The sequence below is a fragment of the Streptomyces noursei ATCC 11455 genome (genome assembly GCF_001704275.1).
GTDB lineage: Bacteria > Actinomycetota > Actinomycetes > Streptomycetales > Streptomycetaceae > Streptomyces > Streptomyces noursei.
In genome coordinates this window covers 8,733,481-8,757,945 of record NZ_CP011533.1, presented here as the reverse complement: position 1 = coordinate 8,757,945, position 24,465 = coordinate 8,733,481, and the positions used below count along the sequence as shown (strand labels likewise).

The window sequence follows — 24,465 nt, the reverse complement described above, 5'->3', positions numbered from 1 at the left end:
TCTCACATTCGGTGGTGACGGAGAGTCGTGAGGGTCGTTGACTTTCGTGTGATGGATGGCAACGAGCTTGTGCGGATGGTGTTTTCGGGACTGTCTCCGCTGGTCATCGAGGATGTGACTGACGAGCATGAGCGGATCATTGTGTGGGTGCGCACGCCACTCCCCCTTGCGTGACCTGCGAAAACGCTAACTTCCCGGCCTTGACGGAAGCCCCCTGGTGGAGGGACACCCGCGCACCCCTCCACCGAGCCTCACGGACGGATGATCCGTCCCCACATCGTGCCCTCCACGGCGTCGACGTACGCTCGGGCGACCTCGGCCACCGGGGTGCCGTCGGCGCCGTCCGCCCCCATGCTTTCCAACGTCTCCCTGATCCAGCCGGGGCTGACGAGGTTGATGCGCAGCCGTCGGGGCAACTCACTGGCCGCGTTGCGAACGAAGCCCTCCAGACCGGAGTTGACCAGGGCACCCAGCGAACCGCCGGCCAGGGGCGCGGAGAACGTGCCTCCGGTCAGCGTGATGGATCCGCCGTCCCGCAGGTGGTGCACGGCCCGCCGCGCCAGCGCGACCTGACCCAGCAGCTTGCCCTGGATACCGGCCACGAACTCGTCGTCCGTCACCGCCGCCAGGTCCACCAACGGTCCGCTGGCGGCGCAGCACACCACCGCGTCCAGGTCCGGCACGCCCTCGAAGAGCGCGTCGATGGACGAGGGATCCTCCAAGTCGGTGCGCAACGGTCCGCTGCGGGATGCCTTGACCACCTGGTGCATTGCTTCCAGTGCGTGGGCGACCGCACTGCCGATGGTGCCGGTCGCCCCGATCACGAGTACCTTCATGCGGCTGATCATGTCAACGACGCCCGCACGCGACACCCGCATCTCCGGCCCGGGACGACGCTGCCGCGCCCGCCAGGCCCATCCCGTCCGTCAGACCTGCCCTCTCACATCCCCCGATTCCCACAACCTCCGCCACATTCAAGGGCGTTGGCGTCACGCGAGTGGCAACGGTAACGGCCACGACAACCCCATGACCGCGTGGTCATGGTCATGACTGTGGCGGCCGGCACAGCCGTACGAGCGATGCGCCCCCACACGCTCCCCCTCGTAGCCAGCCGCTGACCACGAGTAGAAGGGCGCGTCGAGTGGTAGATGGAGCCATGACACTTCCGGAGGGTGATCATGGGGGTTCAGGAGGGGGCGCGGGTGCGGGTCGATCGATTCCCTGACCCGCTTGCGGTCCGGCAGTGTCGTGGTCCGGTGCCGGACAGCCTCGTGCGGCTGGCGGACGGCCTCGCCGACCAGGCGTGCCGGCAGAGGCTGGCGCGGCTGACCATGGGGCCGCCCGGGCACCCCGGCCTGGATGGGGCACAGGTCGTGACCGCCACCGACTACCGGCCCTATGAGTCACCGGGGATCCCCAACTCACCGGACGGCGACCGTCTCTGCGCAGAGTTCATGGATGCGCTGTTCAGCGACGAAGTCACCAAGAGCGTTCAGGAGAGCGGTCCATTGGCGATCCTGGCCGCCACAGACGCCGCCCGGCGGATCCTGGCCGGTCCGGGCACCCCCCTGGGGGACCGACTGGCCGCGCTCGCCGCTGCCGTTCCCGCCAAAGGCGGTGAGGCCGGGCCGATCATCGACACGTACCTCGCGCGGCACGCCATGGACTCTCCAGGAGACCGCGCTGACGTGTGGGGTCATGCTTGCCAAGGACGCCCTGCGCGGTGACTCCGACTCGCGAAGGGGAGGTCGTCGGGCGCTCCGCCACCTTGTTCACCGCGGCGTTCGACCAGTCCGTCGGCATGGGCGCCCATGTCGCGATGGAGTCCTTTGAAGGGGCACTCCATGGCCGGTCGGGTGCCTTCAACTTCACACACTCCGCGACGACCTTGGGCGAGGACAGACAGGGCGAGTTCTTCGTCATCGTCCCGAGCAGCGGAACGAATGAGCTGGCCGAGATCACTGGGACCGGAGGCATCGCCGTCGACGCGGACGGCACGCACTGGATCGGAACGTGCTCAGTGAAGGCGGCCGGTCACCACCAGGTTGCCGTCCGGGGTGCGTCGCGCGAGGTTGCCGGTACGGAAGAAGCCCTCGGCGGTGAAGGAGCGTGCGTTGTGCTCGGGTGCCCGGTAGTAGCCTCGCGCGGTGTAGGGACCGCGGGCGAGGAGTTCGCCTGGTTCCCCGTCGGGCATGTCCTTGCCGTCGACGTCGACGATGCGGATCTCGTCGTCGGGCGAGAGCGGGCGGCCCTGCGTGCTGAGCACGGTCTCGTCCGGATCGGTGGGCCGGGTGAGAGTGAGCAGCCCCTCGGCCATGCCGAACACCCGCTGCAGGCGACAGCCCCATTCGGGGCCTATTCTTTCGGCGGTCGCGCGGGGCAAGGTGGTGCCGTCGATCTGTACGAGACGCATGCTGCTCAAGTCGGCCTGAATTGACGATAGTTCGTCGATCCAGCGTTGGGCGACGGCGGGCACCAGCGACGTGATGGTGACCCGCTCTCGCCCGATGACTGGAAGGCATGCTGCGGGTTCCGGGCTCTCGACCAGGACGACGGTGCCGCCGACGGAGAGGGTGCCGATGATGCCCGGGCATCCGAAGGTGAAGTTGGACTCGGCGGGCAGCGCGGCGAGATACACGTCGTGCTCGGTGAGCGATACCAGCTCGGCGGCGGCCCGCGCCTGGTAGGCGTAATCGTTGTGGGTGCGCGGGACGAGCCTGGGTGCCGCGGTGGTACCACCGGAGAACAGGAAGAACGCCACCTGGTCGGCGCGCTGCACAGGCGCCCGCTCGGGCGGGGCGTCGACGGAAGCCAGGGGGAAGTAGTGACAACCCGACGGGTCGGTCGAAAGGCCGCCGTACGGGGACGAGGCGCCTGGTGTCGCAAGGGTGAAAGCCCGCCGCAGGAAGGGACCTTGGGCTGCGATGTCCGCGACCATCGCCGTGTGGTCGAAGCCCTGGTACGTCGAGGGACCGACGTATCCGACGGACTCGGCGATCCGTACGAGGTGGGACACCTCGGGCGTGCGGCACGAGACCGGGCAGAGCACCGGGACCGCGCCGACGCGCATCAACGCGAACACGGTGACGACGAAAACGGGGACGTTCGGCAGTTGGACCACGACCCGTTGTCCGGGCCGGAGGCCGCGCAGCCGGAATCCGGCGGCCATGCGGTCCACGCGCCGGTTGAGGGCCGCGTATGTGATGCGGATGTCGCCCTGCACGAGTGCGGTCCGCGGTCCGTACTGCAAGGCCCAATCACGCAGCAGGTTGTCCAGCGTATTGCCACGCCAGTGCCCGACCGCCCAGTAGCGGTCGACGAACACCTCGGGCCAGGGCGTGCAGCCGTCGAGCATGGATGCCATTCGCTTCCTTCTGTACCTGATTCCGAACCGGAAGCCCACCGCGGGCCGGCGGAGCCACCTGGCCCGACGGGCGCCACACGCCCGATTCGATATCTGCGGCAACTCGGCTTTTGTAAAGGCCAGTTCGCTCGCTTGGCCAGTCACCACCTCGCCCATGCCCCCATCGGGATCGGGGTGCCGGGTACCGCCGATCCAATCCGTTGCCGATCCAATCCGTCGGCACTCCCACCCGCAATGCGCTTTCTCCACCATGAACGCGGAATGCCTTCAGCGGAAAGTCCAAGGAGCGCCGCTGACCTCGTAGGTGACGTGGTACTGGCGCGTGTACCGGTTGAGGGCTGCCGGATCGAAGCGTCCGCCCCTGCTCACCTCGGTTCGGTGCTCGATCAGGGTCTCCACCACGCACTCCCAGCCGCCGGGCGAGGAGATCTGGAGCACGCGGGGCGGTGGGGTGGAACCGGGGCGGATCGCGTGCGGGACTCCGTGCGGTAGCAGGACGAACTGTCCCTGGCCCGCAATGTGCTCGTCGCCGTCGAAGTCGATGTGCAGTGCACCGTCGAGCACATAGATGCCCTCGTCGGCCACGTGGTGGGCGTGCCGCGGGATGGGCTGGGCCACGGTGACTTCCAGGAACGAGAAGAGTCCGGCGGTATCGGCGGTGCGGGCCTTGATGCTGAAGGCGGGCGGTATCGGGATTCGGCCGGGTCGCGCCTCGCCGGGGCCGAGTACGAAGAAGCGCCGGGCGGCGTCACCGTCAGCGGCGTCGGCAACGCCCTCGGGCTGGCGCGGGACGCCCCGCGCCGACAACTGGAGTGTGTGCGGCGTGGAGTCGGCGCCGCCGAGGTTGCGCAGGGCGAGTGGGAGTCCGCGGGGCACCAGGGCACACATGCCGCTGGTGAGCCGATGGGTCTGGTCTCCGGTGTCGACGCCGAGGTCGCCTTCGCGGACGTAGAGGAAGGTGTCGAAGTCCAAGGGGCGGGTGGTGTCGGGGACTTGGGCGGGGGTGCCGGTTCCGCCGTCCCATTGCTTCTCCAGAAGGGAGAAACGACCCTCGGTGTCCCCGGGGCCGGCCTTGAGTGTCGTGCCTGGCGGCAGAGGGACGGGAGTGGGGGTGGGGCGGGAGGCACCCGCGTCCAGCAGGAAGAAGCGGTCCTTGGGCATCTGGAGTTCCTTTCTGGGGCCTTACGGGGCCTTATGGGGCCGCGTTGAGTCGTCGTCGATAGGATGCGACGATAAGGAATCGGAATCCGATTCCGCTTTGTTGGCGTTCCATGGATAGCAGGGAGCGTGAAGCAGTGTCAAAGGTTTCCGGATCGTCGCCAGGCACGTCGTGGACGAGAGGGGACGAGAGGGGATGAGACGGTACGGGACGAGACGGGGCAGCTCGGTGGAGGTCGGCAACCGTCGCGGCCAGTTGCGGAGTTCTTCGCGGATCCCTCCACTGGGTTCACACCGCGGCATGTCGAGCGGCTCCGCGGGCGCGTCGTCGCGGCGGCCGAACACTACGCGGACCGACTGGCCAACGCCTGGCGGCCCGCGGAGGCGATCGGGCACATCCACCGCTATCTGGTGGGACTCATCGACGCGCGGCGCGCGGCTCCCGGGGACGACCTGCTGTCCTCGCTGATCGCCGCACGGGACGACGACCGGCTGAGCGAAGACGAACTGGTCTCGCTGGCCTTTCTGCTCCTGATGGCCGGGACCGAGAACGTCCAGCACCTGATCGGCGGCGGACTGCTCACTCTATTGCGCCACCCCGAGCAGCTCGCGGCGCTCCGCCGCCGGCCGGAACTCATGCCGGAGGCCGTCGAGGAACTGCTGCGCTGTGCCCACCCCAACCAGATGGCGATCCGCCGGTTCCCCACCGAGGCCGTGGAGATCGCCGGTACCCGGATCCCGGCCGGCGACACCGTGCTGCTCTCGCTGGCCTCGGCGCACCGCGATCCGGCCCGCTATCCCAAACCGGACCGCTTCGACATCCACCGGCCGGACAAGGCCCAACTCGCCCTCGGCCACGGGCCGCACTACTGCCTGGGGGCGTGGCTGGCCCGGATGGAGATCGGGATCGCGTCGGGCACGCTGATCGAGCGGTTCCCCGAGCTGCAACTTGCCGTTCCTTATGGCCAGTTGGAGTGGCGGGAGTCGTTCCGGTCGCATGCGTTGCGGCGGTTGCCGGTGTCGGTCGGGTGAGGCATCGGAGCGGTTGGCGCCGGGCGCGAGGTGACGTTCAGTGAGATGACGGTCAGTCAGGTGATGGTGGATGAGGTGATGGTGGGTGAGGTGACGGTGGTCAGAGGCCGTGGTCGCGTACCCGCTCGACCAGGGCCGCCGCCTCCGCCCGGCTGCCGACCTGGAGCTTGCCGAAGAGGTTGTTGACGTGGGTCTTGACGGTGGCGACGGAGACGTAGAGAGATTCGGCGATGGCACGGTTGGTGCGGCGTTCGCTGAGCAGTTGTAGGACCCGGGTCTCCTGCACCGTCAGGGCGTGCGCCGCCGCGATCCGTTCCAGGGCGGTGCGGTGGGTCAGTCCGCGCACCATAGCCGAGGCGATCTCCGGGGCGAAGGTGCGGTGCCCGTCCGCGGTCGCGGTGATCGCGGAGACGATCTGGGCGCGGCCGGCGCTCTTGGTGAGGTAGCCGGCGGCGCCGGCCTGGAGCGCGCCGACGATGGAGGCGTCGTCGGCGTAGGTGGTGAGCACCAGCACCGCGGGCGCCGGGTCGAGCGCGGTGAGGGTGCGGGTGGCGGCGATGCCGTCGACGCCGGGCATCCGCAGGTCCATCAGCACCACGGCGGGGGTCAGGCGCCGGGCCAGTTCGACGGCGGTCGCGCCGTCGACCGCGGAGCCGACGACGTCGATGTCGGGTTCGTGGTCGAGGATGGTCACCAGGCCGTCGCGCACCGCGGCCTGGTCGTCGGCGACGATCACCCGGATCGGTCGGTCACTCATAGGGCACCTGGCATTCCACGATCCACTCTCCGTTCACCGCGCCGGCGGTCAGTCCGCCGCCGACGATCTCCGCGCGTTCCCGCATGCCGGGCACGCCGTGGCCGCCCGTGACGCCGGGTTCCGGCCGTTCGGCGGGTGGGGCCAGCCGGTTGGCCACGCGCAGGAGTGCCGCGTCCCGGCCCGCCGTCACGACGACGGCGACGGGCGCGCCGGGTGCGTGCTTGCGGGCGTTGGTCAGTGCCTCGACGGTGACGGAGGCGATGACCTCGCCGACCGGTTCGGGCACCCGCGCCGGCTCGCCCCGCACATCGACGTCCACCGTCATGCCCAGCGCGCGGACGCCGGTGACGATCTCGCCGAGCGCCGCGTCGATGCCGGCGGGGAGCCGGCGCAGGGCGTCCACCGCGTGCTTGGCCGCCACCAGCCCGTCCGCGGCCATGGCGCGTGCGCCGCGGACCCGGTCCACCACGTCCGCGTCCGCTCCGCGGGCCACCGAGACCGCCTCCAGGGCGTCCAGTTGGATCACCAGGCCGCCGAGCGAGTGGGCGAGGACGTCGTGGATGTCCCGGGCGATCCGGGCGCGTTCCTCCTGCACCGCGTGCTCGGCACGGCGCTCGGCCGTGCCGCGTTCGGAGCGGCGGTCGAGGGCGTTCAGTCGGGCCAGGAATCCGAAGCCGAAGCCGGTCACGGCGGAGATCAGCGCCGAGACCGTCAGCCGGGGATCGCCGCCGACGGCCTCGTGGGCGAGGGTGAATCCGGCGATGCCGGCGGCGAGGGCGCCGGCGATCCACAGTGCGGGCGTCTCGGCGGCGGAGATCAGCAGGAACAGGCCGGTCGCGCCGACGAACGCCGGTGCGGACGCGTCCGTGGAGCTCAGTCCTGCGCAGACCCCGCCGCCGACGAGCAGCACGCTCCAGGCCGTCTGCGTCCAGCGCGGCGTGAGGACGTGCCGGACGGTCGCGGTCACCGCCCACAGTCCGAGCAGCGCGCACAGGAGCGCGGTGTGCCACGGCGGGTGGGCGGTGAAGCCGTGGAAGGTGACGGCGAGGGCGATGGCCAGGCCGTGCAGGGCGAGCCTGCGCAGGCGGGAGGCGTCGAGGCCGTCCCGGAATCCACGGGCCGGTCGCCCGGGTATGTCGTCGTTCCGCACGGTCCCATTTTGGCCGCACCCGCACCGGGCCCGGACCGGGCCGACGCGATCTCCACCCGTTTCTCCAACCTGGTGGCCGATCCGTTGACCTGGGCTCCTGCCGCAGGGTGAGGAGTGGCGGTGCCTCGCCGCCGCCCACGCTCGTCGTCGTACAGAAGGTTCTGGGGGCCATGGACAATCCCACCGTCAACAATCTCGCCATCACCGCCGTCGTGCTGATCTGGCTGCTGTCCCGGCAGCTCACGGAGCGGCCCCTGCGGGAGAAGTCCCCAATCGGCCTGGTGCTGGTCGTCATCGGCGCGGTGGAGACCGGCGTGTACGTCGCGTCCCACCCGCTGTCCTGGCGGGACGGTGTCCTGGTCGTCGCGAGCCTGGTCGTCGGGGTGCTGCTGGCGGCGGTGCGCGCGTTCACGGTGCGGCTGTCGGTGCGCGGCGGGCGGGTCGTGCGGCAGGGCACGGCGCTCACCGCGGCGCTGTGGGTCCTCGGCCTGGGACAGCACTTCCTGATCGACACCGCGGTCGCGGCCGAACTCGGGGCGGTCACCGTGCTGTTCTACTTCGGTGTGGTGCTGTTGGCGCAGCAGCTGGTGCTGGTGCGGCGGGCCGCCGCGGTGGAGCTCTCCGGTCGCTGACCGGGGGGCGCCCGCCCCGGCGGTCAGCGGACCGTCGGGGCGGGCCTCGACGCGGTGATCGCCGAGGTCGCCGCCCACGTCCGACCCGGCCGGCGGCCGCGGCCCCGCCCTCCTCCTCCGCTCGGTCGTACCCCCGGGGCCGCCGGCCCTCGTGCGGTGGTGTGGCAGAGTGGCCCCCCGATGCACGTTTTGCAGGACGGCGGGTAGGCGCACACCCTAGGTCGGATCCCGCACCGTCAGGGGAGGTGAACGGTGGCTCGCACCGTGGAACTGCCCGCTACCTCGGCCGAAGCCCGCGACCGCGTGCTGGCCCTGCTGCGTGCCTGTCATCGGCAGGTCGACGAGGTAGTGGTGGCCGATGCCCTGCTGATCACCTCGGAACTGGTGACCAACGCCCTGCGGCACGCCGGCGGGGTCACCGGGTTCGCCGCCCGCATCGCCGGGGACCGCCTCGAAGTGATCGTCGAGGACGCCAGCCCCGTCCGCCCCTTCGTCCCGTCCGACATCCGGGACGGCCGGATCGGCGGCTACGGCTGGTCACTCGTCCGCCGACTCGCCACGTCCGTCGCCATCACGCCGGCGGCGGCCGGAAAGGGCATCCACATCGCTCTGCGCCTGACGTGACCCACCCCGCCGCGTAAGCGACGCATGCCGAATCGCCACCCTCCGTGCATGCCCCGGCCCGTGCCGGGTAGGCGGCGCCACAGGTGCCCGCGGGGGCCGGGCACGGAGGGAGGCGTGATGACCATCGTCGTGAACGGCACCGCGATGCCAGCGCACACCACGGAACACGACGACGGTCTCCCGGAGGTCAGGTGCCCGCGGGCCATCGCGCCCCGGGACGCACGCGAGCTCTCCAAGCAGTTCTTCGACCGGCTGCGCCATCTTGAGGAGGGCACCCGTGCGTACCAATACGCGCGGAACACCCTTATCGAGATGAATATGTCGATGGTGCGCTATGTCGCCCGCCGCTACCGTCATCGCGGCGACGACATGGAGGACATCGTCCAGGTCGGCGTCATCGGGCTGATCAAGGCCATCGACCGCTTCGACCTCTCCCGCGAGGTGGAGTTCTCGACCTTCGCCGTCCCGTACATCCTCGGCGAGATCAAGCGCTTCTTCCGGGACACCGGGTGGGCGGTGCACGTCCCCCGGCGGCTCCAGGAGTTGCGCACCGAACTCGCCAAGGCCAAGGAGGCGTTGCACGCGGGCCTGGACCGCGACCCCACGGTCGCCGAACTCGCGGCGCATCTGCGACTGCCGGAGGAAGAGGTGATCGAGGGGCTGGTCGCGGCCAACGGCTATTCCGCGGATTCCCTGGACACCCCGGTCGATGCCGACCCGCTCGACCGGCGCCGCGCGCTCACCGACGTCCTCGGCGAGGCCGACCCCGCCCTGGAGACGGTCGAGGACCTGCACGCCCTGGCACCGCTGCTGCGGCAACTCGCGCCGCGGGAACGCCGCATCATCGAGCTCCGCTTCGGCCAGGAGATGACCCAGTCCCAGATCGGGGCCGAGCTCGGCGTGTCCCAGATGCACGTCTCCCGTCTGCTCAGCCGCACCCTGACGACGCTGCGCACCGGCATGCTCAGCGACCCGGCGCCCGGCTCCGCCCCCGGGTCCGGCGGGTGACGCGGAGGCCGGTCCGCCCGCACCACCCTGCGGGGGACCGGCCCACCGCTCAGCCCAGATACTCCTCGATCACCTCGGCGCCGCGCGCGGCGCCGCCGCTCCCCCGGACGACCTTGCGCATCCGGTCGAGGTTGGCGCGGACCGTGGGGTCGGTGGCGACCCGGGCGACCGCGGCGCGCAGCGACTCGGCGGTCACCGTGCGCGCGTCGAGCTGCTCGCCGAGCCCGAGCTCCGTCGCCCGGCCGGCGTTGGCGGCCTGCTCGGGCATCTGCGGGACGGCTATCAGGCCGACGCCGTAATAGAGGGACTCCATCGTGGAGTTCATGCCGGTGTGCGAGACGAACGCGCTCGCCCGCTGGAGCACGGCCGGCTGCGGGAACCGCGACCGGACGTCGAACGATGCCGGCAGCGGACCCAGCTCCGCGGGGTCCAGCTCGCCCACGGACATGGCGACCTGGTACGGCTCGTCGGCGAAGGCTTCTATGCAGGTGCGGTAGAACACGGGCCGGTTGTTGAAGACCGTGCCGAGCGAGATGAACAGCACCGGCGCCTCGGGGTCCCGCGGCGACCAGGGCTCGTCCGCCCGGCTGCCCAGCGAGGGTCCGATGAAGTGGTAGCGCTCGTCGAAGGTGTCGCCGGCCGGCTGGAACTCCCTCGGTATGAATACCAAGTTGCGCTCCGCTGCCACGTCCAGCAGGTTCGCCGGGTCGAGCGCGACGCCGTGTTCGGCGGTGAACCGCTCGCAGCCGGCGGCGATCGCCCCGGCGACCGGGCTCTCCTCGCCGGTGGCGTCCATGAACCCGGTGAACAGCGAGTAGTGCTCGTTGGAAGCGAAGTGTGGCAGGAGGCGGACGGCCGGCAGCCCCAGTTGTTCGGCGGCGACCCGGGCGGACCAGTTCATGCCGTCGAAGCAGATCGCGTCCACCGGTTCGGTGGTGCAGTGTTCGCGCAACACCGGGTAGGCGTCGCACATTCCGGCGAACAGACGGGTCATGAAGAGGGCGAAGGCATCCGGTCCGAACTCGGTGGCCAGCTGCATCGGAGGGAGCGACGGCAGCTCCACCCAGCGCGCACCGGCCTTGATGACCTCATCGGCGTGTATCGCGCCGGTGGCGTAGTCCACGCGATGGCCGCGCCGCACGAGTTCCTCGACCAGCGGCAGCGTGGGGTTTACGTGCCCGTGACCACCAAGTGCCGTTAACAATAGGTGTTTTGCCATATCGAAAAACTTACCGATTCCGATTTTTCACCCCGGCCCCCACCCACCCCACCCGGGTCGGCGCGGCGCCCGCACTGACGCCGGCACCAGCACTGGCGCGACACCACCGCGGAGCCATTGCGGAGTCACTGCGGAGTCACTGCTCGGACGGCAGTCGCCGCACCAGGCTCCGCGCCAAGTGGCGTGCCGTGTGCGCCCCTTCGCCGTTCGCCGCCGCCAGCAGCCGCAACAGCTCGATCGCGGCCTGCGCCTCCCGCAGGGTCAGCAGCGGCAGGCGCGGTTCGTCCAGGTCCACCACACCGTCGACGAGGCTGAGTAGACGGTCGTTCATATCGCTCATGGACGGGTTAACGGCCACTCACTTGCCCGGTTACGGCCCGTAAACGGACGCGGTCACGATCGGCGCGGGCGGGCCGCATCCCGGGGTGCGACGCCCGAGACGGCAAACCTGCCGGGCCGTCGGATCGCCCGGAAGTGTGGATTCCACGGGAACGGCTTCCAAGTCACGTTTGCGGACGACTAGTTGTACCGCAGCGCGATTTCGATCACTTCCGACACCCCGTCCCCTGGGAGACGCCCGTGACCACTGTCCTGCCCGGCCCCGACTCCTTGCTACGCCGCACCCTCGGGGAGCGGCGGATCGCCCTGGTGGCATGGCGCCTGCTGGTGCTGCAGAACGCCGATCCCGGCGTCGCCGCCGGCCTCGCGGAGTTCTCGACCTACCGCGCCCACCCCTGGCGGCGGGTGGAGCACACCATGGACAGCGGCCTACGGCTGTTCTTCTCCGACCGCGACGGACTGCGCCGGGAAATCGCCCGCCTGGAACGGGCGCACCGCCGCATCCAGGGCACGGACGGACAGGGCCGGGCGTTCACGGCGCTGGACCCGGCGGTGCGGGTATGGGTACTGGTGACGCTGTACGAGTCGATGACGGCGATGGGCGAACTGGCCGGCGCTCCCCTCGATCCGGCCCAACGCGACCAGCTGTACGCCGAGTTCCGCGCCGTGTGCGACGAGTTCGCGCTGCCGGCGGAGCTCTTCCCCGCCACCGCCGCGGACGTACCCGCCTACATGGAACGCACCATCCGCGAACGCCTGGAGTACACCGCGGCCGCTCACGACCTGTTGTTCCAGATGCTGCACCAGGCTCCCGCCCCGCGCCGCCTCGGCCGCCTCCGACCCGCCTGGCCGCTGATCCGCCCGGTGGTCGCCCGCATGATGACGGCCCTGACCCTCGCGGACCTGCCGCCGGCCTTCCGTCAGCGCTTCGGCCTGCGCCGCGGTCATGGCGCCGCCGCCCTGTCCTGGTCACTGCACCACGGCATGCGCCACCTGATGGCGCACCTGCCCGACCGGATGCGCTACCGCACCCCGGAACCAGCCCGCACGGTCGCCGCCGGGCAGACGGCCGCCGCGCCGCACGGCAACGGTGACACCGCGCAGGCCGGGCGGGTGCCACGTCCCCGCCGATCCGGTCGCGGCACCACGCGCCGAGCACGGGTGGAGGCGTTCTTCCGGCAGGTGCTGGACCAGACCGGCGACGGCTACCTCACCGGCCCCGACCTCCAGGCCATGGCGCACAACGTCTGCTGGCAACTGGAACTGGACGACGAGCGACAGGCCCAGGTGTACGCGGGCTTCGACGCCTGGTGGCAGCACATCCGCACCTCGATGGACACCGACGGCGACGACCGGGTCTCCCGGGCCGAGTTCACCACCGCCATGCTCGCCGGCATCGACCGCGACCCCGACTACCTCGACAACGGCCTGCACGCCGCGCTGCGTGCCCTCTTCCGCGCCGCCGACGCCGACGGCAGCGGCCACCTGGGCGCCGACGAATACCGCGCCCTCTTCGGCGGCTCCCGCGTCCACCCGGCCGAACTCAACCACGGCTTCCGCCAACTCGACGTCGACGGCGACGGGCAGATCACCGAGGAGGAGTTCCTGCGGGCGTTCACCGACTACTTCACCGCGCGCACCGACTCCACGGCCGGCACCCGGCTCCTCGGCCGCCCCTGATCGCAGGGGCCCCACCGCCCGCGCGAGCGGCGGCGCGACGGCGTGACAGTCCGCCTGTTCGCCGACCCGGGGTCGGGTGGACAGGCCGGCGCCTCCAGCAGGCCGGCCTGGTCCAAGTCACCCGGGTCACCGCGGCCCGGGACCATCACGGCCAGGACGTGACAGCCAGAGCGTGACGGCCGGGACATGAGGTGGGGCACCGGTGGCCGAACCGCCCCTCACCCCGGTCCGACCGCCCTCGCCAACATCATCAACTGCGCATCACCGCACAGGAGTTACCAATCCCCGGCAATCCCTTCCGGGCCTGGCAGCCGGGCGTCATACTGCCCCCGTAGCAACTCCCTCAACTCCTCGCAACAGAGGACGAGTTCGATCACGGGGGTGCATGACAGTTGTCCGTGCCCGAACAACCCTCCTCCCCACCGACATCCACCGCATCGTCGTCGCACACCACCTCCCCCGCGCAGACCGCGCCGCCGGAGTACGGTCGCAGCGAAGCCACCCGGCTGCTCTGCGCGGGGGTCTACTTCGACGGGCAGTTCCGCCACCGCGTCATCCAGGAACTGGTCGAGCACGAGGAACGGCCGATCGCGCCCTCGCTGGGCTATGACGCACTGCCGGTCCTGGCGCACGCCCTGCGGGCCCGGCGCCGGGAGACCGCGACCGGATTGGTGCTGCTCGCCGTCTGGGCGGTGTTCGTCGGGCTCGACCTGGCCGACATCGGTTCGCAGTCGCTGCTGCCCATCCCGTGGTTCCTCGCCTACGGAGCGGTCTGCTTCGTGTCGTGGTTCGCCCGCGGAACCAGGAGTTCCCTCTTCACCCTCCAGCGCTCGGTGATCAAGGAGGCCACCCGCGGGCGCCTGAAGGCGGTTCTGCCGGTCCTGCCGTTCGCGATCGCGGTGGTGTACTGGGCGGTGGTGCTGCTGTCGCTGTTCCGCGGTGCCGATGCCTGGATCGCGGTGGTGTTCCCGATCCTGCTGGTGCCGCCCGTGTGGGCGTACCGGACGCATGTCGTCTCCGTCATGCGCCATCAGTTGAGCCGCGCTGCCTTCGCCAAGGAATGGCGCGCGGACCTGCCGGCCACCGAGCAGTTCCGGCGCATCGGTGCGGCCATCGCCCGCGAACAGCACGCCCGGCTGGCCATCTACGACCCGTTCCGGCCCTTCGTCGGCGCCGGTGAGCCGTACAAGCCGTGGTCGGTCGCCATGGAGCTCAAGCACCAGTCGTGGACGGCACCGCCGAAGGCCGGGGAGGCGGACGCTCCGCCCCCGCCGGTGTCGTTCGTCAAGCAGGAGTCCGCGAGCGCGGCCGCACCGCTCACCGGGCGCGAGGTCGTCGAGCTGATCAAGCCCCGCCTGGCGGCCCTGCGCAACTCGGCCGCGGCCACCAGCCGGGACCGCCTGCGCGCCCTCGAAGTCGACGAGTTGGTCTATCTGCCGGTCGGGCTGCCGCGGGACCAGGTGGACTACGACCCCGAGGTCATCCGGGAACACCTGGACCGGGCGGTCGGCGAGGGCGCCGAGGCCCGCCGGCACTTCCTGCGAGTGCGCGTCGGGGCCTGGGACGAACAGGTCGCGATCTGTCTGCTGGTGCGCATCCACACCCAGGGCGGGATGTTGGTCCTGGAGGTCGCGCCCCACGTCCTGACGCCCGTGCGCCCGGAGTTCAAGTCGGTGGACGTGCTGGCGGCGCACGGTGGGGACGGCCCGCTGCGCGACGCCGTCCGCGGCGTGCTGACCAGTCCCTCGGCGGGGTTCGCCGCGGGGATCGCGATGTGCCAGACGGCGCTGTCGCTGTTCCGCACCTGGCTGATGATGCCGCAGTACGCCCTGCCGGACGCACCGGCGGCGTCCGTAAGGGAGTTGGGGAGCGTCAAGGAGATCTCCCTGTTCCAGGAGATGGACCTCAGCCGGTATGTGAAGACGCTGCAGGACCGGATCGCCAACGGGGTGCAGGAGGCCCTGCGGAACAAGGGCTACGAAACAGGCGTGTTCGATCAGTACATCATCAACGTCGGCGAGGGCGGGGTCTTCATCGGCGGGATGAGCGGCGGCGCGGTCGCATCGGGCGAGCGGGCCTCGGCGAAACACACGGACGCATCGACGGAGAATTCGGGGGGCGGTCGAGGATGACGATCACGGACCGGGGACGGGAAGCGGACCGGGAGCCGGCGACGGACAGGGAAGGGGCACCGGGCCCAGGGCCCTCAGTCGGCGAAGCCGCCAGGCCGAGCGGGACGGCCGGGACGGCCGAAGGGGACGGCACTCCCCTCCCCCGCGCCCAGGCACCGGCCGGCGGTGGGATCAGCATCGGTGTGCTGACCGGCGGCGCGGTCGCCGCCGGGGACCGCGCCAGCGCCGAGGACCGCTCACTGCGGGACGGCCGCACGGCGCCGCCGCTGCCGCCCACGGCCGGCACGGAGGCGCTCGCCGTACCGGGGAGCACTCCCGGCGGCATCAGCGTGGGCGTGATGGCAGGCGGCGCCGCGGCCGCCGGCCCGGACGCCCGGGCACTCGACGCCTCCACCCGGTCGGCCGTCGAGGCGTCGCCGGAACTCCGCGCGGCGCTCTCCACACTGCGCGAGCAGTTACCGCTGCTCAACACCAGTGACGAGACAGCGGAGATCGATGCCCGACTGGCCGACGCCGAGGAGGAGATCGACGCCACCGGGCAGGTGCGACGGGACCGGCTGCAGTGGCTGCGCGACCGGCTGGACCTCGGCGCGACGGCCGTGGCGGGGCTCGCCTCGGCGGCGACCGTGGTGCAGCAGATCACCCAACTCCTCGGCGGCCAGAGCTAGGGGGAATCGGCATGGCCCAATGGGACGAGGACACACAGGACTGGGTGGAACCACCACGACCGGCCGGCCGGCAACCGGACGGCAGGTCCCGACGCATGTTGATCGTGACGGCCGCGGTGCTCGTACTGGTCGCGGGGGCCGTCGTCGGCCTCTACGAACTGGCCGGCGACGACGGCACGGACACCTCGCAGTGGGGCATCCCGCCCGTCGTGCCCAGCCCCGGCTGGTCGGGCACTCCCAGCACCCCCTGGTCCTCGCCGGGATCGGACGACCTGGGCACCACCGCCGACCCGTGCTCGGCGATCGACACCAGCACGGCGGCGTCCATGGGGTTGTCCTCGGGGAGCGCCTCGAATCCGGGCAACTCGCAGACCGGGATGAAGGCGTGCAGCTGGAGCGGCGCCGGATCCACCGCCGGCACGTCCATCACCTACACGCTCATCTACTCCAAGGACATCCCCATGTCGCCCGAGCCCACGCCGACCAGCATCTCCGGCCTGTCCTCCGCGTCGGTCGCCGGGAACGCCCAGGGGTGCGTGATCGTGTGGCCGGCCACGTTCGGCAAGGTGTTCGTGCACGCCAGGCCCAGTAGCGGAACAGAGGCGAGCCTGTGCACCGCCGCCGCCAACTTCGCCTCGCTGGTGGCCCCGAGAGTGCCTTCCTGACCCTTCCGGCGCCCCCTCCCCCTCATCCGCCGGCCGCCGACACATCCCGAACAGACATTCGCCGGGCTCCCGTGACGGTGAATTCGGCGGCCGGTGCGGGTTTCGGCCGCCATCCGGGGAAGCCTCGATCCGCACCGAAACATCCGGATAGCCGGATGGATCGCGATCGGGAGGTTTGTCATGACACACCTGTCCCCGTTCCGCCGAGGCGCCGCTGTACTGGTGAGCGCCGGGCTCCTCTGCGGTGTCCTCGGAAGCGGCGTGGCCGCCGCCGCACCCCCGGGCGCCGTTCACGGCCCGTACAAGGGCCGCGTCACCGCCGCTTCCCACCTCGCGCTCCGGGCCGGCCCCGGGACCAGCTACCGGGTGGTGGGTTCGCTGCACCACGGCGAGGTCGTCGGCATCCGCTGCAAGACCAACGGCCGGAACATCCACGGGAATCCGCGCTGGTACAAGATCCACGAAGGCAGGTTCGCCTGGGCATGGGCCTCGGCGCGCTACATCCGGATGGTCGGGGCGACGCCGCGCTGGTGCCGGGAAGGCCACCACCGCATCTGATCCGCTCCAGGACATCCGCCCCGGCCAGCTGTGACGGCCGGGGCGGCCCCTTTGTCCCCGGTCCGTGGTTCAGGCGGCGTCGGAGCGGGTCGCGACGACCGCCACCGTCGTGTAACCCATCGTGAAGCCGCCGCCCCGCGCGTCGAGGGCGGCGCCGACGCCCGCCAGCACCTGCGCCAACTTGTCCTGCGGGAGCCGGGTGAAGGCCCCCAGGGTGGGCATCTGGTCCAGCCACGCGTCCCGGGTGTAGGTGTGTTCCCAGTCGTGTCGCCACTCCTCGGGGACGCCGAAACCGCCCTGCTGCCGGATGCCGTCGGTGGTCCGGACGAGGACCGGCCGATAGGCGTCCAGGCCGCCCTTGGTCATCACCGTGAGGTCGAAGGGGGCGTCGGGCAGTACCCGCCGGCAGACCTCGGCGATGGCCTCCGCCACGTCGGACGGGAAGCGGAAGACGTTCCAGAAGGGGGCGAGCAGGCCGCCGGGGCGCAGTACCCGCGCGGCCTGGCCGGCGCCCGCGACCGGGTCGATCCAGTGCCAGGCCGTGCCGGCGACGACCGCGTCGAAGGTGCGACCGGCGGGGTCCCAGTCCTCGAACGTCGCGACGTCGACCTCGGCGCCGAATTTCCTTGCCACGTCGGCCATCCGGGCGTCCGGCTCGACCCCGCGCACCCGGCAGCCGGCCGCCCGGAACTGCCGGGTGGCGATACCGGTGCCACAGCCGACGTCGAGGACGTCGAGGTCGGGTCGGCCGGCGACGAGGTGCCGCACGAGGCCGTCGGGGTAGCGGGGTCGGGCCCGGTCGTAGCGCTCGGCGTCGATGCCGAACGACTCTGCCACCGGGCGGTGTTGACGAGGGTCGAGGTTGGCTGAAGGCTCTTTAGTGGGCATGCGCCCACTATGAGTGGGCGCATGCCCACTCGTCAACGGGTGCGGCACAATGAAGGGGGACCGACGAAGGAAGCGAAGGGGTGCACCGTGCCGACAGGGGTGGCCATCCGCGATGCGCGGCAGCAGTTGTTCGACGCCGCGGAGCGCGTCCTGCTGGAAGCGGGGCCGAACGCGCTGACCAGCCGCGCGGTCACCACGGAGGCGGGCGTCGCCAAGGGGGTGCTGCACCGGCACTTCGCCGATTTCGACGTCTTCCTCGCCGAGTTGGTGCGCGACCGCATCGGTCGGATCGACGCTCAGGCGGCCGCCCTGCGCGCGTCCGCCGGGACCGGCACCGTCGCCGAGCACCTCACCGGCGCGCTGACGGAGGTGTTCGAATCCGTCGCCGTGGCGATCGTCGGTCTCGTCATCTCCCGGGACGGTCTCCGTGCCCTGCTGCGGCAGGCCGGCTCGGTCGGCATTCCGGTGCTCGCCGAGGCCACCGCGATGATCGCCGGTTATCTGACCGTCGAGCGCGACCGGGGCCGCATCGCGGCCGACGCCGACGTGGACACCCTGGCACCCACCCTGATCGGCGCCGGGCATCTGCTGTTCGCCGACCGGGAGGGCACCCCGCCGGGAGCCGAAGCCGTCCACAAAGTCGTGACGACGGTCCTCGCCGGGGTGCTGCGGGAGCCGTGAGGGCCGGGGTCAGCCGGCCGGCGGCCGGCTGAAGCCGGCGGGGTGGTGGTCCGACGGGCCGGCCGGGGTGGCCTCGTCCGGTCCGGGGGGTCACAGGGACTGCCTGAGATGGCCGGCGAGTAGCTGCCGCCAGCCGTCGCGCGCCTGCTGCCACTCGTCGGGACAGCCCTCGGCGCGGTCCTCGGTGACCCGTCGGCCGTCACCGACCAGGCCCTGGTGCCGGTCCGGATGCGCGCCGTAGACGTAGCAGGCGTAGTTGGCCGCGCGTTGGCCGTCCAGGCTGTGCTCGTCGAGCAGATCCGTCTCGTCGAACGGGCTCTCCTCGGCGGCGAGTGCGTAATCCGTGGCCGCGGTCAGCGCCTTGGTGTCGCCCGCGCGGCCCTGACCGATCAGCATCACCGCGGCGAACTGGTCGGCCACGTCCTCCTCGCGGCCGGTGAAGCGCAGGCCGAGGCGGTCGATCAGCGCGTGTGCGCCCTCGTGATAGGCGGTCTCCTCCAGTACGGCGGCCACATGGGCGTCACGGCCGGCCGCGCCACCGGGCCGGTCGGCACCGCGGCCGGCGTTCTCGAAGCGGTCGCGTATCTCGTCGACGTGCTCCACGCAGAAGTCGATGGATCCGGTCTCCGGGTCGTAGGCCGGCTCGGCCGCGCCGCACGCGCGGACCACGAACGGGATGCGGTGCGGCATCTTGACGGTGTCGTTGAGCCGGTCGGCCGCCTGCTCCAGGATGCGCCGCGAGCGCAGATACGCGGTGGCGCGGGCCGTCTTGTCGCCGGTGCGGTACTGGACGGCGAAGCCGGCCGCGCCGGCCTTGCCGTGGCTCCGGCGGCCGGCGGGATCCGCTGTCCCGGTCGCGTCCGGGCCGGCCGCGCAGCCGGTCGCCACGGCGGCCAACGCCAGTGTCAGCAATGCCCGTGTGCCGTTCCCCGTACGGCGGCCCATGCCCACTCCTCTTTCCCGCCGCGCCGCGCGGCTGTCCGTCCGAGCAGGGAAGAGGAAGATCGGAAGCCCGAGGTTCCGTTCTGTTGGACGACGTGCCCGGGATCACCACAGTTTGTCGATGTCTCCCGGGTGGAGGGCGATGCGGGTGCCCCGGAACGACGCGCCGGCCTGCCGGGCGCGGGCCGAGAAGAAGGCCGCCATGGTGACCTTGTCGAACCCGGCCTGGTCGCTGGGGAACGGGGCCCGCGGTGTTCCTCCGACGAGGACGGTGTCCGGGAGGTGCTGCCAGCCCGCGCTCTCGTAGAACGTCCGCAGCGGGCGGTCGCAGGTGAACAACCCCAGGTCGTGCCCCTGGGCGGCCAGTGCCTCGCGGGCCGCGGTCACCAGGCGCCGGCCGTGCCCGCGACCGCGCGCCTCGCCGCGCGTCACGACCGTGCTCAGGCCGCCGGCGGCATAGCTCCGGCCGGCATGGTCGATGTCCTTGGAGAGGAGGTCCAGCGCGGCCAGGACCGTCCCGCCGTCCACCAGCAGCATCGAGCGCGGTCGCAGCGCGGGGTCGTGGACGGGCGCCTCGGACGGGGTGGCCGCGCCGTCCTCCGAGGGCCATGCCTGTTCCTGGATCTCCCGCACCTGGACGCGGAGTTCGACGGGCGTGGCGGCTTCGGGGAACGAGAGGATCTGCACCCGACGATTCTGTACCGGTGGGGTGCGGGCACCGCAACGGGTTTTCCCGGCGCCGTCGGGCCGCTCACCCGGGTCTCCGCAGCCATGGCGACACGGGACACGGGGACACGGGGACACGGGGACACGGCGACACGGGGACACTCAAGCGTGTTCGTCAGCGGCCGGGCGGAGCCGTCGGGGAAGGATGCGGACATGCACGCCGTCCTGCACGCGCTGTCCCTCACCGGCTCCATGACCTGGGAGATCACCTGGGCGCTGATCCTGGGCTTCGCGCTGTCCGCCGTCGTCCAGGCGGTGGTCCGGAAGTCCACCGTCGTCGCGCTCCTCGGCGACGACCGCCCGCGCACCCTCGCACTCGCCGCCGGGCTGGGGGCGGCCTCGTCCTCCTGCTCGTACGCCGCCGTGGCGCTGGCCCGGTCGCTGTTCCTCAAGGGGGCGGACTTCACCGCCGCGATGGCATTCGAGATCGCCTCCACCAACCTCGTCGTCGAACTCGGCATCATCCTGGCGCTGCTGATGGGGTGGCAGTTCACGCTCGCCGAGTTCGTGGGCGGCCCGATCATGATCATGGTGTTGGCGGTGCTGCTGCGGCTGTTCCTGCACCCGGGCCTGGTGCGCGCGGCGCGGGCGCAGGCCGCGCGCGGTCTGGCGGGGTCGATGGAGGGGCATGCGGCGATGGACATGTCCGTGCGACGCCCGGGCTCCTTCCTCCGGCGCCTGCTCTCTCCCGAGGGCGTCACGGCCACCGCGCACGTCTTCGTCATGGAGTGGGCGGCGATCCTGCGGGACCTGGTGATCGGCCTGTTGATCGCCGGTGCCGTCGCGGCGTGGGTGCCCGATGCCTTCTGGCGTTCCTTCTTCTTCGAGGGCCATCCGCTCGCCGCCCAGCTGTGGGGGCCGGTCATCGGGCCCCTGGTCGCGATGGCCTCGTTCGTCTGCTCCATCGGCAACGTGCCGCTCGCCGTGGTGCTGTGGAAGGGCGGCATCAGCTTCGGCGGGGTGGTGGCGTTCATCTTCGCCGACCTGCTGATCCTGCCGATCCTCACCATCTACCGGAAGTACTACGGCGGCAGGATGGCGCTGTTCCTGCTCGGCACCTTCTACGCCGCGATCGTCGTCGCCGGGTACGCCGTCGAGTTCGTCTTCGGCGCCCTCGGCCTCGTCCCGGACCAGGCCCACGCGAGGATCCCGCGGGAGGGCGTCGCCTGGAACTACACCACCTGGCTCAACCTCGCCTTCCTCGTCCTGGCCGCCGCCCTGCTGGTGCGGTTCTTCCGTACCGGCGGCCGGGAGATGCTCCGCATGATGGGCGGCGCCCCCGCCGTCGCCGGCCCCGGCGACAGCAGGGGTACCGGCCCGGGAAACCCCTGACCGGACGTCGGACCGGGCGGGCCGATCGGGGGCGGGGCCGGCGCGCCGTCCCGGAGCCGGAGCGGGGCTGAAGCTTCCTGAAGAGTGCTTCAGGTGCGGTCTGGCAGGCTGACGGCATGCGCTTGTTGATCGTGGAGGACGAGAAACGACTCGCCACCACCCTGGCCAAGGGGCTGGCGGCGGAGGGCTTCGCCGTGGACGTGGCACACGACGGCCGGGAGGGTCTGCACCTGGCCACGACCCAGGGCTACGACCTGCTCATCCTGGACATCATGCTGCCCGGGATGAACGGCTACCGCCTCTGCGGGACCCTGCGCGCGACCGGGGACGAGACCCCGATCCTGATGCTGACCGCCAAGGACGGCGAGTACGACGAGGCCGAGGGTCTGGACACCGGCGCCGACGACTACCTCACCAAGCCGTTCTCGTACGTGGTGCTGCTGGCCCGCGTCCGCGCGCTGCTGCGCCGCCGGACCCGCGGCGGCAGCCCCGTCCTCCGGCTCGGCGACCTGACCCTGGACCCGAACGGCCGCCGTTGCGCCCGCGGCGAAGCGGACATCACGCTCACCGCCAAGGAGTTCGCGGTCCTGGAATATCTGGCGTCGCGGCCCGGCCAGGTGGTCTCCAAGGCGGAAATCCTGGAGCACGTCTGGGACTTCGCCTACGACGGCGACCCGAACATCATCGAGGTCTACATCAGCGCCCTGCGCCGGAAGATCGACGCCCCGTTCGGCCGCCGCTCGATCACCACCGTGCGTGGGGCCGGGTACCGTCTGGCGGCCGACCGTGACTGACCGGCCCGCCGCACCGGAGCCGCCGGCGCGCCCGCCCCGCTGGTGGGGTTCCGTCCGGGCCCGCACCACGTTGGCGTCCACGCTGGTGGTCGCCCTGGCCCTGGTCGCGGCCGGTGTCGCGGTCCTCGCCGTCCTGCAGCGCAACCTCGTCGACAGCGCCGGCCTCCAGGCGGAGGTGGCCGCCCGTGAGGTCGCCACCCAGGTCGCCGTCGGCACGCCCTTCGACCGGCTCGACCTGCCCGACGAGGACGACCGGCCCGTCCAGGTGGTCGGCGCCGACCGCACGGTGCTGGCCGCCGGCGACGATCTCCATCACGCCCCGCCGCTGGCCGACTTCACCCACGCGCCGCATCGCACCGGGACGTCGGACGACGAGCACGGGGACCACGGCGACGACGATGACGCCCCGGCCCGCGGTTCGGCCGCCGCCCATGTCGCGTTCCGCACGCTCACCCTGAGGCTGCACGACGACCACCCCGACGGCCAGCAGTTCCGGGTCGCCGGGCTGCTCGCCACCGCCCCGAACGGACAGATCGTCACCGTCTACGCGGGCTCCTCCCTCAACACCGAGCGCCAAGCGGTGAGCGGGGTCCGCGACGCCATGCTCATCGGTCTGCCCGCCCTGCTGCTCGTCGTCGCGGCGGTGACCTGGCTGGTCACCCGGCGTGCCCTGCGTCCGGTGGAGGGCATCCGGGCCGAACTCGCCGAGATCACGGACGGCGACCTGTCCCGACGGGTCCCCCAGCCCGCCTCGCGCGACGAGGTCGCCCGGCTCGCTCGGACCACCAACGCCACGCTGGCCGCGCTGGAGCAATCGGTGGAGCGGCAGCGGCAGTTCGTCGCCGACGCGTCCCACGAACTGCGCAGCCCGATCGCCTCCCTCCGTACCCAGTTGGAGGTCGCCCGCGCCCATCCGGACCTGCTGGAGCTGGACGGTCTGATCGAGGACACCGTCCGACTGGAGCGCGTCGCGTCCGACCTGCTGCTCCTGGCCCGACTGGACGCCGGCGAACAGCCCCGCGCGCAGCGCCTGGACCTGGCCGAGCTCGTCCGCGACGAACTGGCCCACCGGTCCGGCGACCGCCTCCCGGTCGCCGCCGCCCTCCCCGACGGGTCCTTCCCGGTCGACGCCAGCCGCACCCAACTCGCCCGCGTCCTGGGCAATCTGCTGGACAACGCCCAGCGGCACGCCGGCTCGACCGTCCGCGTCGCGGTGGGCCATGGCGCGGACGGCGCCGTCGCGTTGGACGTCATCGACGACGGCCCCGGAGTCCCGCCGGCCGATCGGGAGCGGGTCTTCACCCGCTTCATCCGCCTTGACGACGCCCGCACCCGCGACGAGGGCGGGGCCGGCCTGGGTCTGGCCATCGTCCGGGACGTCGTCCACCGGCACGGCGGCCGTATCGAGGTCGGCGACGCGGACGGGGGCGGCGCGCACTTCACCGTCACCCTGCCGGGCCCGGCCCGATCCACCGGCCACCGCCCGTAGCAGGGTCAGGAGACGGTGCGGTTCTTGATCTGCAGACCGGGGCGGCGCCTGTGCACCGTGAGGTATGCCAGGCCGCCGGGGCCCGCGGTCATGCTGCGGCGGGATCCGTGGGGCAGCCACAGCAGGCCGCCTTCGGCGAGCGGCTGCGGGCCCTGCTCGGTCTCCACGGTGCCGTCGCCGGACACTACGTAGAGGAGCACATCGAGGTCCGGTTCGAGGTGCGTGTCGATGCGGCCCTCGGGCGGGATCCGTATGACGTTGGCGTCGAGCTGGCGGCCGGACTCCGCCAGGCGCCAGAGCACACCGGCCGGGCCAGGGGCCTCGGCGGCGACTTGCTGGGCGTCGCAGAGCAGCCGCGGCACCGGGCCACCGGGGGCGGCGCCGCTGGAGGGCTCGCCGCCGGGCGTCTCGCCGCCGGGGGTCTCGGCGCCGGGGGTCTCGGCGCCGCCGGTTCGGGGGGCGTCAGCCATCAATGGTCACCATCCGTTGCGTGTCCCTGTGGTGCGCACGATCCACGTGGTCCGTGCGCGTCCCTCGCTCCCCCAGCTCTTCTCCGGCGCGGCCCACGGCACGAGGGTTAGCACACCCCGACACCGCGTCGCCACCCCGGAACCCACCCCTGAATAC

25 protein-coding genes and 1 pseudogene are annotated in these 24,465 nt (G+C 71.7%); 15 read left to right on the top strand and 11 right to left on the bottom strand.

Annotation, left to right across the window (positions count from 1 at the left end; genetic code table 11):
• Positions 1-251 precede the first annotated feature (251 nt).
• On the bottom strand, positions 252-836 hold the full coding sequence (locus SNOUR_RS37420) for a short chain dehydrogenase (RefSeq protein ID WP_067359114.1): 585 nt from the start codon (positions 834-836) through the stop codon (positions 252-254).
• Positions 837-1,256: 420 nt separating this feature from the next.
• On the opposite strand from SNOUR_RS37420, the gene SNOUR_RS37415 reads away from it, so the two are divergent.
• A complete protein-coding gene (locus SNOUR_RS37415; RefSeq protein WP_159426001.1) occupies positions 1,257-1,727 on the top strand; it encodes a hypothetical protein in 471 nt (156 codons plus the stop codon).
• Positions 1,691-2,008, top strand: a pseudogene (locus tag SNOUR_RS44920) (DUF3224 domain-containing protein); the annotation flags it as partial. The gene SNOUR_RS37415 and the pseudogene SNOUR_RS44920, both read left to right, overlap by 37 nt.
• A 9-nt stretch (positions 2,009-2,017) precedes the next feature.
• On the opposite strand, the gene SNOUR_RS44915 reads toward SNOUR_RS44920, so the two are convergent.
• Together SNOUR_RS44915 and SNOUR_RS43800 are read right to left on the bottom strand one after the other, a co-directional pair.
• Entirely contained in the window at positions 2,018-3,364 is a 1,347-nt protein-coding gene (locus tag SNOUR_RS44915; protein ID WP_067356082.1) for a (2,3-dihydroxybenzoyl)adenylate synthase, read from the bottom strand.
• Between the two features lie 267 nt (positions 3,365-3,631).
• Positions 3,632-4,525, bottom strand: coding sequence for a cupin domain-containing protein (locus SNOUR_RS43800; RefSeq protein ID WP_079143133.1), 894 nt, complete (start codon positions 4,523-4,525; stop codon positions 3,632-3,634).
• A 408-nt stretch (positions 4,526-4,933) separates the two neighbouring features.
• On the opposite strand from SNOUR_RS43800, the gene SNOUR_RS37400 reads away from it, so the two are divergent.
• The gene (locus SNOUR_RS37400; RefSeq protein WP_067356079.1) at positions 4,934-5,554 is read left to right on the top strand and encodes a cytochrome P450; all 621 of its coding nucleotides are present in this window, start codon (positions 4,934-4,936) and stop codon (positions 5,552-5,554) included.
• Positions 5,555-5,654: 100 nt separating this feature from the next.
• On the opposite strand, the gene SNOUR_RS37395 is transcribed toward SNOUR_RS37400, so the two are convergent.
• Both SNOUR_RS37395 and SNOUR_RS37390 read right to left on the bottom strand, forming a co-directional pair.
• Complete coding sequence (locus SNOUR_RS37395) at positions 5,655-6,311, bottom strand: response regulator transcription factor (protein ID WP_067356076.1); 657 nt, start codon at positions 6,309-6,311, stop codon at positions 5,655-5,657.
• Positions 6,304-7,461 (bottom strand): sensor histidine kinase, encoded by a 1,158-nt coding sequence (locus SNOUR_RS37390; RefSeq protein WP_067356074.1) that lies wholly within the window; start codon positions 7,459-7,461, stop codon positions 6,304-6,306. Before SNOUR_RS37390 ends, SNOUR_RS37395 begins: the two co-directional genes overlap by 8 nt.
• Positions 7,462-7,631: 170 nt before the next feature.
• On the opposite strand from SNOUR_RS37390, the gene SNOUR_RS37385 reads away from it, so the two are divergent.
• The 3 genes from SNOUR_RS37385 (at position 7,632) to SNOUR_RS37375 (ending at position 9,725) form a co-directional block, all read left to right on the top strand.
• Entirely contained in the window at positions 7,632-8,093 is a 462-nt protein-coding gene (locus SNOUR_RS37385; RefSeq protein WP_067356072.1) for a DUF1453 family protein, read from the top strand.
• Between the two features lie 252 nt (positions 8,094-8,345).
• Positions 8,346-8,717, top strand: a complete 372-nt coding sequence (locus SNOUR_RS37380) for an ATP-binding protein (protein ID WP_067356070.1) — start codon at positions 8,346-8,348, stop codon at positions 8,715-8,717.
• A gap of 117 nt (positions 8,718-8,834) precedes the next feature.
• Positions 8,835-9,725: an RNA polymerase sigma factor SigF gene (locus SNOUR_RS37375; protein WP_067356067.1), complete on the top strand. Its 891-nt coding sequence runs from the start codon at positions 8,835-8,837 to the stop codon at positions 9,723-9,725.
• A 49-nt stretch (positions 9,726-9,774) separates the two neighbouring features.
• Here SNOUR_RS37375 and SNOUR_RS37370 read toward each other — a convergent pair whose 3' ends face one another.
• Both SNOUR_RS37370 and SNOUR_RS37365 read right to left on the bottom strand, forming a co-directional pair.
• On the bottom strand, positions 9,775-10,944 hold the full coding sequence (locus SNOUR_RS37370) for a macrolide family glycosyltransferase (RefSeq protein WP_067356065.1): 1,170 nt from the start codon (positions 10,942-10,944) through the stop codon (positions 9,775-9,777).
• A gap of 136 nt (positions 10,945-11,080) precedes the next feature.
• Positions 11,081-11,275 carry a hypothetical protein gene (locus SNOUR_RS37365; protein ID WP_067356062.1) on the bottom strand — a complete coding sequence of 65 codons (195 nt, stop codon included), beginning with the start codon at positions 11,273-11,275 and terminating at the stop codon, positions 11,081-11,083.
• A 248-nt stretch (positions 11,276-11,523) separates the two neighbouring features.
• Between SNOUR_RS37365 and SNOUR_RS37360 the strand changes: the two genes are divergently transcribed.
• From SNOUR_RS37360 to SNOUR_RS37340, 5 genes are all read left to right on the top strand, one after another.
• The gene (locus SNOUR_RS37360) at positions 11,524-12,963 is read left to right on the top strand and encodes an oxygenase MpaB family protein (protein WP_067356059.1); all 1,440 of its coding nucleotides are present in this window, start codon (positions 11,524-11,526) and stop codon (positions 12,961-12,963) included.
• A gap of 398 nt (positions 12,964-13,361) precedes the next feature.
• Positions 13,362-15,095 (top strand): AbeC-like domain-containing protein, encoded by a 1,734-nt coding sequence (locus SNOUR_RS37355; RefSeq protein WP_312635084.1) that lies wholly within the window; start codon positions 13,362-13,364, stop codon positions 15,093-15,095.
• Entirely contained in the window at positions 15,092-15,763 is a 672-nt protein-coding gene (locus SNOUR_RS37350) for a hypothetical protein (RefSeq protein WP_159426000.1), read from the top strand. The genes SNOUR_RS37355 and SNOUR_RS37350 overlap by 4 nt, the downstream gene beginning before the upstream one ends.
• A 95-nt stretch (positions 15,764-15,858) precedes the next feature.
• Entirely contained in the window at positions 15,859-16,428 is a 570-nt protein-coding gene (locus tag SNOUR_RS37345; RefSeq protein ID WP_312635080.1) for a DUF3558 family protein, read from the top strand.
• A gap of 180 nt (positions 16,429-16,608) precedes the next feature.
• The gene (locus tag SNOUR_RS37340) at positions 16,609-16,986 is read left to right on the top strand and encodes an SH3 domain-containing protein (protein WP_067356051.1); all 378 of its coding nucleotides are present in this window, start codon (positions 16,609-16,611) and stop codon (positions 16,984-16,986) included.
• Positions 16,987-17,055: 69 nt separating this feature from the next.
• On the opposite strand, the gene SNOUR_RS37335 is transcribed toward SNOUR_RS37340, so the two are convergent.
• Complete coding sequence (locus SNOUR_RS37335) at positions 17,056-17,874, bottom strand: class I SAM-dependent methyltransferase (RefSeq protein WP_067356048.1); 819 nt, start codon at positions 17,872-17,874, stop codon at positions 17,056-17,058.
• An 87-nt stretch (positions 17,875-17,961) separates the two neighbouring features.
• Here SNOUR_RS37335 and SNOUR_RS37330 point away from each other — a divergent pair, with 87 nt between their 5' ends.
• Positions 17,962-18,555, top strand: coding sequence for a TetR/AcrR family transcriptional regulator (locus SNOUR_RS37330; RefSeq protein WP_067356046.1), 594 nt, complete (start codon positions 17,962-17,964; stop codon positions 18,553-18,555).
• A gap of 90 nt (positions 18,556-18,645) precedes the next feature.
• Here SNOUR_RS37330 and SNOUR_RS37325 read toward each other — a convergent pair whose 3' ends face one another.
• A complete protein-coding gene (locus SNOUR_RS37325) occupies positions 18,646-19,500 on the bottom strand; it encodes a DUF4344 domain-containing metallopeptidase (RefSeq protein WP_067356044.1) in 855 nt (284 codons plus the stop codon).
• A gap of 102 nt (positions 19,501-19,602) precedes the next feature.
• The gene (locus SNOUR_RS37320; protein WP_067356041.1) at positions 19,603-20,184 is read right to left on the bottom strand and encodes a GNAT family N-acetyltransferase; all 582 of its coding nucleotides are present in this window, start codon (positions 20,182-20,184) and stop codon (positions 19,603-19,605) included.
• Between the two features lie 192 nt (positions 20,185-20,376).
• Between SNOUR_RS37320 and SNOUR_RS37315 the strand changes: the two genes are divergently transcribed.
• The 3 genes from SNOUR_RS37315 to SNOUR_RS37305 all read left to right on the top strand — a co-directional run bounded on the left by SNOUR_RS37315 (position 20,377) and on the right by SNOUR_RS37305 (position 23,838).
• Positions 20,377-21,555 carry a permease gene (locus SNOUR_RS37315; RefSeq protein ID WP_067356039.1) on the top strand — a complete coding sequence of 393 codons (1,179 nt, stop codon included), beginning with the start codon at positions 20,377-20,379 and terminating at the stop codon, positions 21,553-21,555.
• A gap of 116 nt (positions 21,556-21,671) precedes the next feature.
• Entirely contained in the window at positions 21,672-22,349 is a 678-nt protein-coding gene (locus SNOUR_RS37310) for a response regulator (RefSeq protein WP_067356037.1), read from the top strand.
• Entirely contained in the window at positions 22,342-23,838 is a 1,497-nt protein-coding gene (locus SNOUR_RS37305; protein ID WP_067359112.1) for a sensor histidine kinase, read from the top strand. The genes SNOUR_RS37310 and SNOUR_RS37305 overlap by 8 nt, the downstream gene beginning before the upstream one ends.
• 5 nt (positions 23,839-23,843) lie before the next feature.
• Here SNOUR_RS37305 and SNOUR_RS37300 read toward each other — a convergent pair whose 3' ends face one another.
• Positions 23,844-24,308 carry a cupin domain-containing protein gene (locus SNOUR_RS37300; RefSeq protein ID WP_312635072.1) on the bottom strand — a complete coding sequence of 155 codons (465 nt, stop codon included), beginning with the start codon at positions 24,306-24,308 and terminating at the stop codon, positions 23,844-23,846.
• Positions 24,309-24,465: the final 157 nt, after the last annotated feature.